Source organism: Luteibacter sp. RCC_6_2 (assembly GCF_041360655.1).
Lineage (GTDB): Bacteria > Pseudomonadota > Gammaproteobacteria > Xanthomonadales > Rhodanobacteraceae > Luteibacter.
This window is the reverse complement of the sequence record NZ_JBFUPQ010000005.1, coordinates 272519-285817: the sequence shown is the minus strand read 5'-3', so window position 1 is coordinate 285817 and position 13299 is coordinate 272519. Positions and strand designations below refer to the sequence as shown.

The 13299-nt window shown below is 67.4% G+C and carries 11 protein-coding genes; 10 read left to right on the top strand and 1 reads right to left on the bottom strand.

What is annotated here, in order from left to right:
- Nucleotides 1-3 precede the first annotated feature (3 nt).
- Entirely contained in the window at nucleotides 4-2133 is a 2130-nt protein-coding gene (locus AB6730_RS07620; protein WP_371023046.1) for a phosphocholine-specific phospholipase C, read from the top strand.
- Nucleotides 2134-2161: 28 nt separating this feature from the next.
- Here the strand turns inward: AB6730_RS07620 and AB6730_RS07615 are convergent, their stop codons facing one another.
- On the bottom strand, nucleotides 2162-3643 hold the full coding sequence (locus AB6730_RS07615; RefSeq protein WP_371023045.1) for a hypothetical protein: 1482 nt from the start codon (nucleotides 3641-3643) through the stop codon (nucleotides 2162-2164).
- A 158-nt stretch (nucleotides 3644-3801) separates the two neighbouring features.
- Here AB6730_RS07615 and prmB point away from each other — a divergent pair, with 158 nt between their 5' ends.
- The 9 genes from prmB (at nucleotide 3802) to AB6730_RS07570 (ending at nucleotide 13290) form a co-directional block, all read left to right on the top strand.
- The gene (prmB, locus tag AB6730_RS07610; protein WP_371023044.1) at nucleotides 3802-4722 is read left to right on the top strand and encodes a 50S ribosomal protein L3 N(5)-glutamine methyltransferase; all 921 of its coding nucleotides are present in this window, start codon (nucleotides 3802-3804) and stop codon (nucleotides 4720-4722) included.
- Between the two features lie 17 nt (nucleotides 4723-4739).
- Nucleotides 4740-5843 (top strand): chorismate synthase, encoded by a 1104-nt coding sequence (gene aroC, locus AB6730_RS07605; protein ID WP_371023043.1) that lies wholly within the window; start codon nucleotides 4740-4742, stop codon nucleotides 5841-5843.
- Nucleotides 5844-6845: a 2-hydroxyacid dehydrogenase gene (locus tag AB6730_RS07600; protein ID WP_371023042.1), complete on the top strand. Its 1002-nt coding sequence runs from the start codon at nucleotides 5844-5846 to the stop codon at nucleotides 6843-6845.
- 32 nt (nucleotides 6846-6877) lie between these two features.
- Complete coding sequence (locus AB6730_RS07595; protein ID WP_371023041.1) at nucleotides 6878-7906, top strand: aspartate-semialdehyde dehydrogenase; 1029 nt, start codon at nucleotides 6878-6880, stop codon at nucleotides 7904-7906.
- Entirely contained in the window at nucleotides 7906-8190 is a 285-nt protein-coding gene (locus AB6730_RS07590) for a hypothetical protein (RefSeq protein WP_371023040.1), read from the top strand. Before AB6730_RS07595 ends, AB6730_RS07590 begins: the two co-directional genes overlap by 1 nt.
- Before the next feature lie 182 nt (nucleotides 8191-8372).
- Nucleotides 8373-10817 (top strand): FimV/HubP family polar landmark protein, encoded by a 2445-nt coding sequence (locus tag AB6730_RS07585; RefSeq protein ID WP_371023039.1) that lies wholly within the window; start codon nucleotides 8373-8375, stop codon nucleotides 10815-10817.
- A gap of 84 nt (nucleotides 10818-10901) precedes the next feature.
- Nucleotides 10902-11606, top strand: a complete 705-nt coding sequence (gene aqpZ / locus AB6730_RS07580; RefSeq protein WP_371023038.1) for an aquaporin Z — start codon at nucleotides 10902-10904, stop codon at nucleotides 11604-11606.
- Nucleotides 11607-11902: 296 nt separating this feature from the next.
- Complete coding sequence (gene truA / locus AB6730_RS07575) at nucleotides 11903-12670, top strand: tRNA pseudouridine(38-40) synthase TruA (protein WP_371023037.1); 768 nt, start codon at nucleotides 11903-11905, stop codon at nucleotides 12668-12670.
- The gene (locus tag AB6730_RS07570; protein ID WP_371023036.1) at nucleotides 12667-13290 is read left to right on the top strand and encodes a phosphoribosylanthranilate isomerase; all 624 of its coding nucleotides are present in this window, start codon (nucleotides 12667-12669) and stop codon (nucleotides 13288-13290) included. Before truA ends, AB6730_RS07570 begins: the two co-directional genes overlap by 4 nt.
- Nucleotides 13291-13299 lie beyond the last annotated feature (9 nt).

Here is a 13299-nt window from a genome sequence, read left to right as displayed (position 1 = left end):
CGGATGTTTTCCCGCGATCGTCGCCGTTTCCTCCATGCCGCGGGCGCCACCGTCGCCGCCTCGCTGGTCGCACAGGGTTTCCCGGCGGCGATCGCCCAGGCGCTGGCGACGGGTCCCGACCGGCGCACCGGCACGATCGCCGACGTGGGCCACGTGGTGATCCTCATGCAGGAGAATCGCTCGTTCGACCATCACTTCGGCAGCCTGCGCGGCGTGCGTGGCTTCGCCGATCCGCGCGTGCTGGAACTCGGCAATGGCGACCCGGTTTGGCGCCAGCCGGTGACGGCGGCGCGCACGAAATACTGGAAGGCGCGCGGCATCGGCGACGACGTGGGCTGGGTCTACCCGTTCCACCTGGACACGCGCGCCTGCGGCGATCATCACGAGGGCACCGACCACGGCTGGAGCAGCGGCCACGGTGCCTGGAACCTCGGCCGCAACGATCGCTGGATCGAGCAAAAGCAGGACGTGCTGACGATGGCGTACCTGCGCCGCGAGGACGCCGCCTTCCACTACGCGCTCGCCGACGCCTTCACCGTCTGCGACGCGTACCACGCTTCCGCACTCGCCGACACCGCCATCAACCGGATCTACCTCTGGAGCGGCACGGCCGATCCTTCCGGGCGGCTGGGTACGAAGGACAACGGGCCGGGCACCGAGGAACGGCCCGACGCGGATGGCTATACCTGGACCACATATCCGGAAAGGTTGGAGAAGGCGGGCATCAGTTGGCGTGTGTACCAGGGCGGCACCGGCGACCCGGGTTCGCCGACCGACAACTACACGGACAACTCGCTGGAGTTCTTCGCGAAGTACCAAGTGAAGGAAGGCGCCGACCCGAACGGTTCGCTCGTGCGCAACGGCGTGTCGAATCACAGCCTTCGTCAGTTGCGTGACGATGTGTTGCACGACCGCCTGCCCCAGGTGACGTGGATCGTCGCGCCGTACAAGTACAGCGAACATCCCACTTCGTCACCCGCCGATGGCGCGTTCTACATCCGCCGCGTCATCGAGGCGCTGACCGCCAATCCGAAGGTGTGGAGCCGCACGGTACTGTTCCTCAACTACGACGAGAACGACGGCTTCTTCGATCACGTGGTGCCGCCTGCGCCACCACTGGAAAGCGGCGAGGACGGGCAGGGCGTGGTTTCCGACGACCTGCTCGCCGGCCTGGGCGACGAGATCATGGACCTCGACGCCCATCCGCGGATTTCATCGCCGCTCGTGGCAGGCAGCGACCCACGCGGCGAACAGCCGGTCGGCCTCGGCAATCGCGTGCCGATGATCGTGGTCTCGCCGTGGACCCGTGGTGGCTGGGTCTGCTCGGAAACCTTCGATCACACCTCGGTGCTGCGTTTCCTCGAAAAACGCTTCGGCGTCGAGGAACCGAACATCAGTACATGGCGCCGTTCGGTATGCGGCGACCTGACCAGCGCCTTCGACTTCGCCGGCAACGCAGACCAGCGCATGCCGACGCTTGGCCTGCCGGCTGGTTCGAACGGCAAGGCCACGATCACGGTGCCGCGCGAGCAGGCCATGCCCGTGCAGGAGCCGGGCACGCGTCCATCGCGGGCTCTCGGTTATGCATGGACGGTCGAGCATCGCCTGGAAGCGGACAGCAGTCGCATCGTCTTCACCAACAGCGGCCGGCTCGGTGCGGCATTCTTCGTCTACGACGGACTCCAACGCGAAGCCCCGCCACGCCGCTATGCGGTGAGTGCGGGCAAGCGGATCGAAGACCGCTGGGCGCTGGCGAAAGCCGGCGATGGCTACGACCGCCGTATCCACGGTCCGAATGGATACTTCGCCCACTTGCGCGGTTTTGCCGATGACGGGCTGGAAGTGGTCATCGCCGGCAAGTCGGGCACCCGCGGCGTCGACGTGCGCTTGAGCAACCGAGGGGCGAGGAGCGTTACCGCTCGCATCACGGATGCTTATGGCAACACGTCACCCCGCGATCTCGAACTCGTCGCTGGACAGTCGCAGACCGTGCCGCTCGATCTGACGAACAGCGCAGGCTGGTATGACATCGCAGTCACCACGGCCAGCGCGCCACGTTACCTCCGGCGTTTCGCCGGGCACCAAGAAGACGGTAAACCTGCGACAAGCGATCCTGGCCCACACAAGACGTGAATCGTGTGGCGTCCAGGATTCCCTGGGGCTAGCGCATCGTTTCCGCCGCCTTCTCCCCACGCAAGGCGCCAGCGCGACCGGGGGCTTGCGTGAGTGCCGCCTTGAATGCCGCCTGCGCCGGTCCGGGTTGCTTCTGTGCCAGCAGCAGTTCGCCGAGTTGTTCGCGCGCGGGGACGATCGGGCCCGGTGTCACAGGGCGCTTCTCGACCCGGTCTTCCCGTTCGGCGGCATCGGTCATCAGGGCGACGGCGCCCGAGGCGTCGCCGCTGGCTTGCGCGATCCAAGCCTTTACTTCCGAGGCGAGGACGCCGGTCTGCGTGGACCAGTAGTCGTCACCGGAGGTCTTGAGTTGGGCTTCGATCTGGTCGAGGCGGGCCGCCTGGGCACGGGCTTCGTCGGGACGGCCGCTGCGTGCGAGGCCCAGACCTTTCGCCCATACCGCGATGGCGACGACGGAAGGTGGGGCGCCGGCCGGTGGCTCGATCGTGGAGGCTTCGTTCCATCGGCTTTGCTCGACGACTTCGCGAATCGGCATAGCGGTCGCGGGATAGGCGACCCCGAAGTCGTTCATGTCGAGGCCGCGCATGTTTTTCATCTCGCCGATGACCTCGCGCGCTTCCTGATCTCGACCGGTCTGCATGTAGGCATAGACGAGGTAGTCCATGGCGTGCAACTGACCCATGCTGTCGCCGTGCTCGCGCGCCGCCTTTTTCGAGGCGAGGTTGGAGCGGATCGAGTCGTCCCACAGGCCCAACCGCGTGAAGATGTGCGAGGGCATGTGCAAGGCATGCGGTGCCGAAGGCGCGATGTCCGCGTATTTCCTGGCGGCAGGCAGGCCGCGTTGCGCCAGTTCGGCGCTGTCGCAGGCGTGGATCAGGTAGTGCGCGATGCCCGGATGATCCGGATATGTGCGAAACAGCGGGTCGAGGATCGCGATGGCCTGCTTCTGCTTCGCATGCGTCTTGTCGGTCATCGAGGCGTTCGACAGCAGGGCCACGGCATAGAACACCTGCGCCTCGACGTCCTTCGGGTTGTCGCGGGCGACGCCGGCCATCGCCTGTTCGTAGGCAGGGGTGCGTTGCGCGGGTTTGATGTCGCCGCCCTGATAGAGCTGCCCGAGCGCATGGATGTAGGCCCGTTCACGCGGCGACGAGGCCGACGCCAGACGCGCCGCTGTCCTGGCCTCCGCCTGGCCGCGGGCGAAGGTGTCCGCCGGCAGGGCGGGCGTCCACACCGGGTGGAAAAAGACCATCGCGACGCCCCAATGGCCCATGGCGCATTTCGGGTCTTTCGCCACGACACCCTCGAAGGCTTCGCGGGCGGCGGCATAGGCGAACGAGTGGAGGAGGGCGACGGCACGATCGAACGGCTTCTGCACCGAGGCATCGCATGAGATCGGAAACGACACGTTGCCGAGCTTCTCGGGGATACCGTGGTCGTGCATCTCCTGGGCCCGGGCGGCGGATGCCAGGAGCAGCGATACGGCGAGGGCGCGCAGGAAACCGGTCATGCCAGACTCCGTTTACCGGGCGTCGCGTGCCCGCGGGAAAAGTCGGAATGTACGCCTGCCGGGTACCGATGCCCATCGGCAGGATGGCCGATGGCGATCGTGTGGGCCCGGACCCGGACGGCTATACTCACCCGTCAGCCCCATCGAACCCCGCCCCCGTGACCAGCGAACTCTCCTCGATCATCGATTTCATCCGCTACGGCGCCAGCCGTTTCTCGGCCGCCGGCCTGACCTTCGGGCATAGCCACGACAATCCGATCGACGAGGCGACCCACCTGGTCCTGGCCGCGCTGCACCTGCCGCCGGATATCCCGCCGGCCTATGGCGCGGGCAACCTGATCGCCGAGGAGAAAGCGAAGGTGCTGGCGCTGATCGAGCGCCGCGTGTCCGAGCGCGTGCCGGTGGCCTACCTGGTGGGCGAGACCTGGTTCGCCGGGATGAAGTTCAAGAGCGACCGCCGCGCCCTGGTGCCGCGTTCGCCCATCGCCGAGCTGATCGAGAGCCGTTTCACCCCGTGGCTCGACGACCGCCATGTGGAACGTGCGCTTGACCTGTGCACCGGCTCCGGCTGCATCGGCATCGCCATGGCCGAGTACAACCCGGATTGGCAGGTGGACCTCGTCGACGTCAGCGACGACGCCCTCTCGCTGGCCAACGAGAACATCGTGTTCCAGCACGCGGAAGACCGCGTGCGGGCGATCAAGTCGGACCTGTTCGACGGGGTGAAGGGCGAGGTCTACGACCTGATCGTGTCCAACCCGCCGTACGTGACCAACGACGAATACGCCGCGATGCCGACCGAATACAGCCATGAACCGGTCCTCGGCCTGACATCCGGCGATGATGGACTGGACATCACCTTGCGCATCCTCGACGAGGCGGCCGACCACCTCAGCGAAGATGGCCTGCTGATCGTCGAAGTGGGCGACAGCGAGCACGCGCTGGTCAACCTGCTGCCGCGCGTGCCGTTCGTCTGGCTGGAGTTCAAGGTCGGGCAGATGGGCATCTTCGCGCTGGAGCGGCGCGACCTCGTCGAACACGCCGCGGAGATCTCCGCGGCGCGTGCCGCAAGAAACTAAACCTCACCGGAAGTACCGTGTCCTCCAATACGTTCGGCAAGCTCCTCTCCGTCACCACCTTCGGCGAAAGCCACGGCCCGGCGATCGGGTGCGTGGTGGACGGGTGCCCACCCGGGCTCCCGCTCAATGCGGCGGAGTTCCGCGCCGACCTCGATCGGCGCGCCACCGGGCGCTCGCGGCATACCTCGCAGCGTCGCGAGGCGGACGACATCGAGATCCTCTCGGGCGTGTACGAAGGCGAGACCACCGGCACGCCGATCGCCTTGCTGATCCGCAATACGGACGCCCGTTCCAAGGACTACGGCAACATCCTCGATACCTTCCGCCCGGGCCACGCGGATTACACGTACTGGCAGAAGTACGGCATCCGCGATCCTCGCGGCGGCGGCCGGTCCTCGGCGCGGGAAACCACGATGCGCGTGGCTGCCGGCGTCATCGCCAAGAAGTGGCTGGCACAGCGCCATGGCGTGACCGTGCGCGGACACGTGGCCCAGATCGGCGAACTCGTGCCGCGCGGCTTCGACGCCGGCGCGATCGAGGGCAACCCGTTCTTCTGGCCCGACGCCGCGCAGGTGCCGGAGTTGGAGTCGTACATGGATGCCCTGCGCAAGTCGGGGGATTCGGTCGGCGCCAAGGTCACCGTGGTCGCCGATGGCGTGCCGGCCGGATGGGGCGAGCCGATCTACGGCAAGCTCGATGGCGAACTCGCCGCCGCCATGATGTCGATCAACGCGGTGAAGGGCGTCGAGATCGGCGACGGCTTCGCCGCCGTGGCCCAGCGTGGCACGCAGCACCGCGACGAACTCAGTGCCGGCGGTTTCCTTTCCAACCATGCCGGCGGCATCCTCGGCGGCATCGCTTCCGGGCAGCCGGTGGTCGTTTCGATGGCGTTCAAGCCCACGTCCAGCATCCTCGTGCCCGGCCGCAGTGTCGACCGGGCAGGGCAGCCGGCCGAGGTCGTGACCAAGGGCCGCCACGATCCCTGCGTCGGCATCCGCGCCGTGCCCATCGCCGAGGCGATGCTGGCCCTCGTGCTGATGGACCAGGCCCTGCGCCATCGCGCCCAGTGTGGCGACGTGGGCGAGGTGCCGCCGCGTATTCCGGGCACGTTGCAGGCATAGATGATGAGCAAGCCGATCGTCTGGATTTCCCGTCCGTTCTTCCCTGACATCGTCGACCGCCTGCGCCCCTGGTTCGAGGTGCGCGCGGAGACGGAGGAACGTTCCTTTTCATCGACCGAACTGGCCGCTCGCCTGGCCGATGCCGACGCCGCCATCGTCGGCCTGGCCGAGCGCATCGACGCGACGGCGATCGCGTCCGCCCCGCGCCTGCGCTTCGTGGCCAACCTCGGCGTGGGCTACAACAACCTCGACATCGATGCGCTGACCGAAGCCGGCATCGGCGCGTCGAACACGCCGGACGTCCTCAACGAGACCGTGGCCGACTACGCCTGGGCGCTGATGCTCGCGGCGGCCCGCCGGATCGGCGAAGCCGAGCGCTGGCTGCGTGATGGCCAGTGGCATGGTTCGCGCTTCGAAGGCTGGCTGGGCGCCGACGTGCATGGCAAGACCATCGGCATCCTCGGCATGGGCCGGATCGGCCAGGCCATCGCACGGCGTGCCTACGGATTTCAGGCGAAAGTGATCTATCACAACCGTTCCCGGTTGGCGCCGGAGATCGAGCGCGAATACGCGGCGACCTACGTGGACAAGGCCAGCCTGCTGGCCGCGTCGGACCACCTGATCCTCGTGCTGCCGTATACGCCGCAAAGCCACCATGCCATCGGCGGGCCGGAACTCAAGGCGATGAAACCCACGGCCACCCTGGTCAACGTCGCCCGCGGCGGCATCGTCGACGATGCCGCCCTGGCCCGCGCGCTGGCCGACGGCACGATCGCCGCGGCGGCCCTCGACGTGTTCGAGGGCGAGCCGAAGGTCCACCCCGACCTCATGAAACTGCAAAATATCGTGCTCAGTCCGCACATCGCCAGCGCAAGTCGCGACACACGTCGCGATATGGCGGCGCTGGCTGTGGACAATGTGCTGGCGGCGTTCGGGCATGGTCCTGACGCCGGCCGGCCGCCCACGATCCTCAATCCGGGTGTGCTGGCCGACGCCAGCTGAACCTGTTTTCCCACGCCTGACGAAAGCGAAGCATGAGCAAGAAGACGAGTTACAAGGTGGCCATGGTGGGTGCGACCGGCGCGGTCGGCGAGACCCTCCTGTCGATCCTCGCCGAACGGGATTTCCCCGTGAGCGAACTGGTGCCCCTGGCGAGCGAGCGCTCGGCGGGCGGTACGGTCGACTTCAATGGAAAACCTTACGTCGTCCAGGACCTGGCCAAGTACGACTTCGCCGGCGTGGACATCGCTTTCTTCTCGGCCGGTGGTTCCGTGAGCCGCGAACACGCGCCTCGCGCGGCCGCGGCCGGGGCCGTGGTGATCGATAACACCTCCGAGTTCCGCTACCAGGACGACATCCCCCTGGTGGTGTCCGAGGTGAACCCGCACGCCATCGCCGACTATACGGTGCGCGGCATCATCGCCAACCCGAACTGCTCCACGATGCAGATGCTGGTGGCGCTGGCCCCGATTCACCGCGAGGTGGGCATCGAACGCATCAACGTCGCCACCTACCAGTCGGTGTCGGGCGCGGGGCGCAGTGGCATGGACGAGCTGGGCAAGCAGACCGCGCAGATGCTCAACTTCCAGGAAGTGGAGACGGTCAAGTTCCCGAAGCAGATCGCCTTCAACGTGATCCCGCACATCGATGACTTCCAGGCCAATGGCTACACCAAGGAAGAAATGAAGATGGTCTGGGAGACCCGGAAGATCCTCGAGGACCCGTCCATCCAGGTGAACCCGACCGCGGTGCGCGTGCCGGTGTTCTACGGCCACGCCGAGGCCGTGCATATCGAGACCCGCGACAAGATCACCGCCGAGCGCGCGCGCGAACTGCTCGAGCAGGCCCCGGGCGTGGTCGTGCTGGACGAGCGCAAGGCGGGCGGCTATCCCACGCCGGTGGGCGACGCGGCGGGCAAGGACCCGGTGTTCGTCGGCCGCATCCGCGAGGACATCTCGCACGAGCGCGGCCTCGACCTGTGGGTGGTGGCCGATAACATCCGCAAGGGCGCGGCCCTCAACGCCGTGCAGATCGCGGAGATCCTGATCGAGGACTATCTGTAATGAAAGCCTGCGCCGCCGCCTGCCTGCTCGTCCTGCTTTCGCCCCTGGCGCAGGCGGAACAGCGCCCGCCGGCGGCTCCGGCACCCGCCACGACGGCCGCGGCCCACGCGAGGCTCGAGGCCTTGCAGGGCCAGGTGAAGAGCGAGGACGCCCAGGTCCGGCAACTCAAGGCGAAGGTCGACACGCTGGAATCGAATACGCAGGCCGCCCGCCGCGCACTGGAGGAACGCGATCGCAAGATCGCCGAACTCCAGCGCCAGTTGGAGGCGAAACAGGGCCACTGACCGGGGCCGGGACATGTAAGGGGGGCGTGTACGGGCCTCGCGAACGACTTAACGTTGTCGCGTAACTATCCGTACCCGCTATTGTTAGTTGTTGCTGGGGTGCACTACAGTGGCGCCTTCGCGGCCGATCGCCCTCATAGAGGCGCGCCGCCGGCATGGGTTTAGTTCGGGGGAAGCGAGTGATGAACCGTACGTTGAAGCTTTCGATCATGCTGGCGCTCGCCACATGGGGTAGCCAGGCCCTGGCGCAGAACCTGGGTCCGGTCCAGGTCCGCTCCACGATGGACCAGCCGTTGGCGGCGGAAATCCCGCTGACCGGCGTGTCGGGCAACCTCGACAATGTCCATGTCACCCTGGCCTCGGAAGAAGCCTTCACGCGCGCCGGCCTGAATCGCGGCGGCCTGCCCGTGGCCCTGAACTTCGCGGTAGGCAAGAACGCCTCGGGACAGCCGGTGGTCCGTGTCAGCAGCGCCGAGCCGGTGCGCGACACGTATCTCGACTTCCTGGTCGAGGTGTCTTCGGGCGGCAACAAGGTCGTGCGCGAAGTCACCATGCTGCTCGATCCGCCGGGTACGCCGGTGAATTCCGCAGCGGCCACGCCAGCGGCACAGCCGTCGCGCACTTCCGAGGTTCCCTCGCGCGTGCCATCGCGTGCCGAAGCCAAGCCTTCGCGTGCGGAGGCCGCGCCTGCCGCGGCGGCGGCTGGCGATACCTACGGTCCGGTACAGCGTGGCCAGACTCTGTCGACCATCGCCCGCCAGCACGCGGGCGGTGCCGATATGAACCAGATGCTGGTGGCCCTGCACAAGGCCAACCCGGATGCCTTCTACCGCGACAACATGAATGCGCTGAAGACCGGCGCCGTGCTGCGCATTCCCTCCACCGACGACGTGCAGGCACTGTCCGCCTCGTCGGCGCTGGCCGAAGTGCGCCGCCAGAACGAAAGCTGGCGCGCGGGTACCACGCGTGCGCCCTCGGTCGTGGCCGATGCCGCCTCGTCCGCCGCGGGCCAGGGTGAAGCAAAGCCGGCCGCTCCGGCGACCGACCGCCTGGCCATCGTTCCCTCCAAGGAAGGTGGCGACGCGGCTTCCACGCGTGCGGGCAGCAAGGGTGGCACGGGCGATGCGCAGGTCGCGGGCCTCAAGCAGGAACTGGCCACGTCGCAGGAAAGCGTCGCTTCGCTCAAGCAGCAGGGCGAGGAACTGAAGTCGCGCATCGGCGACCTCGAGGAAATCAACACCAAGAACCAGCGCCTGCTGAGTCTCAAGGATTCCGAAATCGCCGAGCTCCAGCGCAAGCTGGCCGAGGCGCAGAAGGGTTCCGGCCAGCCGGCCGTGGCGAACGCGCCGACTCCGGCCGCCGCGGCGACCTCGCCGGCAACGGCACCGGCCGCTCCAGTGGCCGCCACCAGCGCGCCGGCACCGGCCCCGGTCGCCTCGGCGACGCCGGCGGCCTCGGCCCCGGCACCTGCTTCCACCGTGGCTATTTCGCCGCTCAAGGAGCCTTCCGCGGCAACGCCAATGGCTGCCAAGCCGGTGACGAAGCATGCGCCGGTCGCTCCCGTCCCGGTCGAAGAAGACCCGTGGTACATGCAGCCGTGGGCCTGGGGTGGCGGTGCGATCGTCGTCCTCCTGCTGCTGGTCGCGGCTGTCTTCGGCCGCAAGAAGCCGAAGGCCGCGGCCGCCGCCGGTACCACGTCGCTGGCCGACCGCTTCGGTCAGGAGCACACGTTCGGCGGCTTCGGCGAGCCCAGCGAGGCGATGGACCAGGACCAGCGCGAAATACTCGACGCCCTGGCCGAGCATCCGGACGACATCGGCCTGCACCTCGAACTGGTGAGCCTCTACTACGGCCGTCGCGACGTCGAGCACTTCGAAGCCGCAGCCGAAGCCATGTTCGCCCACGTCGCCGATCCGGAGCAGCCGGAATGGCGCGAAGTGATGATGATGGGCGAGGATCTCGCACCGAGCCATCCGCTGTTCGGTGGCGTCCCCGTCGACGAGATCGACGAGCCGTACGAGGATACCTATACGGCTTCGCGTCCGCACAACGAGGACGAGGTCGCCGCGCTCGAGGAATTCGACCTCGGCAACTACGTCACCGGTCCGGACGAGGAAGAACCCCCGCAGAAGCCGGCGCCGCAGAAGCACAGCGAATACCATTTCAACTTCGACCTGACGCCGGTGCAGCGCGCCGAGGCGGATCGCCGTCCGAACGCCCCGGGCGTGTTCGACGTCGACGCCCCGGAATCGCCTTATGCCGAACCACACGAGACGACCGACAGTGCGGTCGCCGCTGGTGAAGCGGCCGGCAAGGCCGAGGAACGCTCGACCTGGTCGTTCGAGGACGAACACGACCTCGCTTCCCGAGGCCACGCCGAACCGGCCACGCCGACCGGCCACGTGCCCCGTTTCGACGAACCCACCTTCCCGGACGAAGAACCGCTCGAGGACCACGGTCCGGAGAGCTTCAGCGACGACCCGGTGGACACCAAGCTCGACCTGGCCCGCGCCTATCTCGACATGGGTGATGCCGAAGGCGCGCGCCTGATGCTCGACGAGGTGCTCGCCGAAGGCTCGCAGATGCAGAAGGACACGGCCCGCCGCATCCTCAACGACATCGTCTAAGAACCCTGTGGATGCTCCCACCATAGCGGTCCGCTACACCCCGGCACGTACCCGCTTCAGTGATTTCATCGAAGGAGTGCGACTATGTCCAAGCGTCTGCTCGCGGAGTTCTTTGGTACCTTCTGGTTGGTTTTCGGCGGTTGCGGAAGCGCGGTGCTCGCCGCGGCCTTTCCCGAACTAGGCATCGGCTTCGCCGGTGTCGCCCTGGCCTTCGGCCTCACCGTGCTGACGATGGCGTACGCCGTCGGGCACATTTCGGGCGCCCATTTCAATCCGGCGGTGACGCTGGGTTGCTTCACGGGCGGGCGTATTCCAGCCAGCGATGTACTGCCTTATATCGTCAGCCAGGTGATCGGCGCGGTGGCGGCGGGTGGCGTGCTCTACCTCATCGCCAGTGGCAAGCCGGGCTTCGACGTGGCGGCCGGTTTCGCCACCAACGGATACGGCGAGCATTCCCCCGGTGGTTATTCATTCCTTGCCGCCGTGGTCGCGGAATTCGTGCTGACCGCCTTCTTCCTGCTGGTCATCCTCGGTGTGACGCACAAGCGCGCACCGGTGGGGTTCGCCCCGCTGGCGATCGGCCTGGCCCTCACGCTCATCCACCTGATCAGCATCCCGGTCACCAATACCTCGGTGAATCCCGCGCGCAGCACGGGCGTGGCCTTGTACCAGGGCGGATGGGCGATCTCCCAACTGTGGGTGTTCTGGGTCGTGCCATTGCTCGGCGGCGCCGTCGGCGGCTGGATCCATCGGGCGCTGCTGGAAAACGACGGCTCGATCGATCGTTGAGCCGGCAGGGCGGGTGGTTTATGCCTGAAGGAGCCCCGGCTTAGGCTGGGGTTTTTCTTTGGCGGTTCCGGTGGGAACCGCCTCCGGTGGGAGCCGACCCCTGTGGGAGCCGCTTTAGCGGCGATCCCGCGGCAGCGGGCCAGTTCGAGGCAAGCACCCATCGCCGCTGAAGCGGCTCCCACAAGGGCGGGCTGCCATGAGGTCGGCACCACCGGGGTCCTACCACGCTCCTGGCAGGTTCCTACCACCTCCGCGGTGGTAATCTTTCTGGTTTCCACCGCCTCCTGAACAACTTCATGCGCATCGCCCTAGGCGTCGAATACGACGGCACCGACTTCCGCGGCTGGCAGCGGCTCAGCCATGCGAAGACCGTGCAGGGGGCGCTGGAAGAGGCGCTGAGCCGGGTCGCCCATGAGCCCATCGAGGTCACCGCCGCCGGGCGCACCGATGCCGGCGTGCATGGCCGCTGCCAGGTGGTTCACTTCGACACCGAGGTGGTGCGCGACATGCGGGGCTGGGTCCTGGGTGCCTGCTCGAACCTGCCGCACAGCGTGGCGGTGACCTGGGCGCTGCCGGTGGCCGACGATTTCCATGCGCGTTTTTCCGCGCGTGGCCGCCGGTACCGGTACCGCATCCTGCCGCGCTTCGTCCGTCCCGCGCTGGATGCCCGTTTCGTGGCATGGGAACGCCGCGCGCTCGATGCGGAGGCGATGCACGAGGCGGCGCAGGCGATCGTGGGCGAACACGATTTCTCAGCATTCCGCGCCATCTCGTGCCAGGCGGCGCACGCGCGGCGCAACGTGCGCTCGATCCGCGTGTTCCGCGAAGACATCCACGTGGTGGTGGAGATCGAGGCCAACGCCTTCCTGCATCACATGGTGCGCAACATCGTCGGTTCGCTGCTGCCGATCGGGCGTGGTGAACAGCCCGTGGGCTGGATGGCCGAACTGCTCGCCGGCCGCGATCGCGAAGTCGCCGGCGCCACGGCACCCGCGGAAGGCCTGACCTTCATCGGTCCCCTTTATGAAGCCCATTGGGGCCTGCCACGGGAAGTGACGCTATGACCCGGATCAAGTGCTGCGGACTGACTCGTGTCGACGACGTGCAACTGGCGGCGCGCTTGGGTGCCGATGCCGTCGGTTTCGTCATGACGCGCAAGAGCAAGCGCTTCGTCGATCCCGCATCCGCCGCGCGCTTGCGCGATGCCGTGCCGCCCTTCGTGACGACGGTGGCGCTAGTGATGGATGAGGACCCGGCCTATGTGGAGGAAGTGCTGCGGGTGCTGCGTCCGGACATGCTGCAGTTCCACGGCGCGGAGACGGACGCGGAATGCAGCACCTACGGCGTGCGTTACCTGAAAGCCATCGCGATGGGCGAGGGTGCTCCAGCGCTGGCGCGCCTGCGCGATTATCCGGGCGCCGCCGGCCTGCTTCTGGACGGCCACGGCCTGGGCGAGCAGGGCGGCAGCGGCCAGCGGTTCGACTGGTCGCTGATGCCGAAGGACTTTGCGCAACCGCTGCTGCTCGCCGGCGGACTCACGGTCGGGAATGTCGGCGAGGCGATCCGCATCGCCCGGCCCTGGGCGGTGGACGTGTCCAGCGGCATCGAGTCGTCGCCCGGGATCAAGGATCGGGCTAAGATGGAACGCTTCATTTCCGCCGTGCGCGCCGTCCCCAACGCGTGACACGGCCTC

Coding starts and splice junctions, on each gene's coding strand:
- AB6730_RS07620 (WP_371023046.1), top strand. CDS start 4: ATGTTTTCCCGCGATCGTCGCCGTTTCCTCCATGCCGCGGGCGCCACC.
- AB6730_RS07615 (WP_371023045.1), bottom strand. CDS start 3,643: ATGACCGGTTTCCTGCGCGCCCTCGCCGTATCGCTGCTCCTGGCATCC.
- AB6730_RS07600 (WP_371023042.1), top strand. CDS start 5,844: ATGATGAGCAAGCCGATCGTCTGGATTTCCCGTCCGTTCTTCCCTGAC.
- AB6730_RS07595 (WP_371023041.1), top strand. CDS start 6,878: ATGAGCAAGAAGACGAGTTACAAGGTGGCCATGGTGGGTGCGACCGGC.
- AB6730_RS07590 (WP_371023040.1), top strand. CDS start 7,906: ATGAAAGCCTGCGCCGCCGCCTGCCTGCTCGTCCTGCTTTCGCCCCTG.
- AB6730_RS07585 (WP_371023039.1), top strand. CDS start 8,373: ATGAACCGTACGTTGAAGCTTTCGATCATGCTGGCGCTCGCCACATGG.
- aqpZ (WP_371023038.1), top strand. CDS start 10,902: ATGTCCAAGCGTCTGCTCGCGGAGTTCTTTGGTACCTTCTGGTTGGTT.
- truA (WP_371023037.1), top strand. CDS start 11,903: ATGCGCATCGCCCTAGGCGTCGAATACGACGGCACCGACTTCCGCGGC.
- AB6730_RS07570 (WP_371023036.1), top strand. CDS start 12,667: ATGACCCGGATCAAGTGCTGCGGACTGACTCGTGTCGACGACGTGCAA.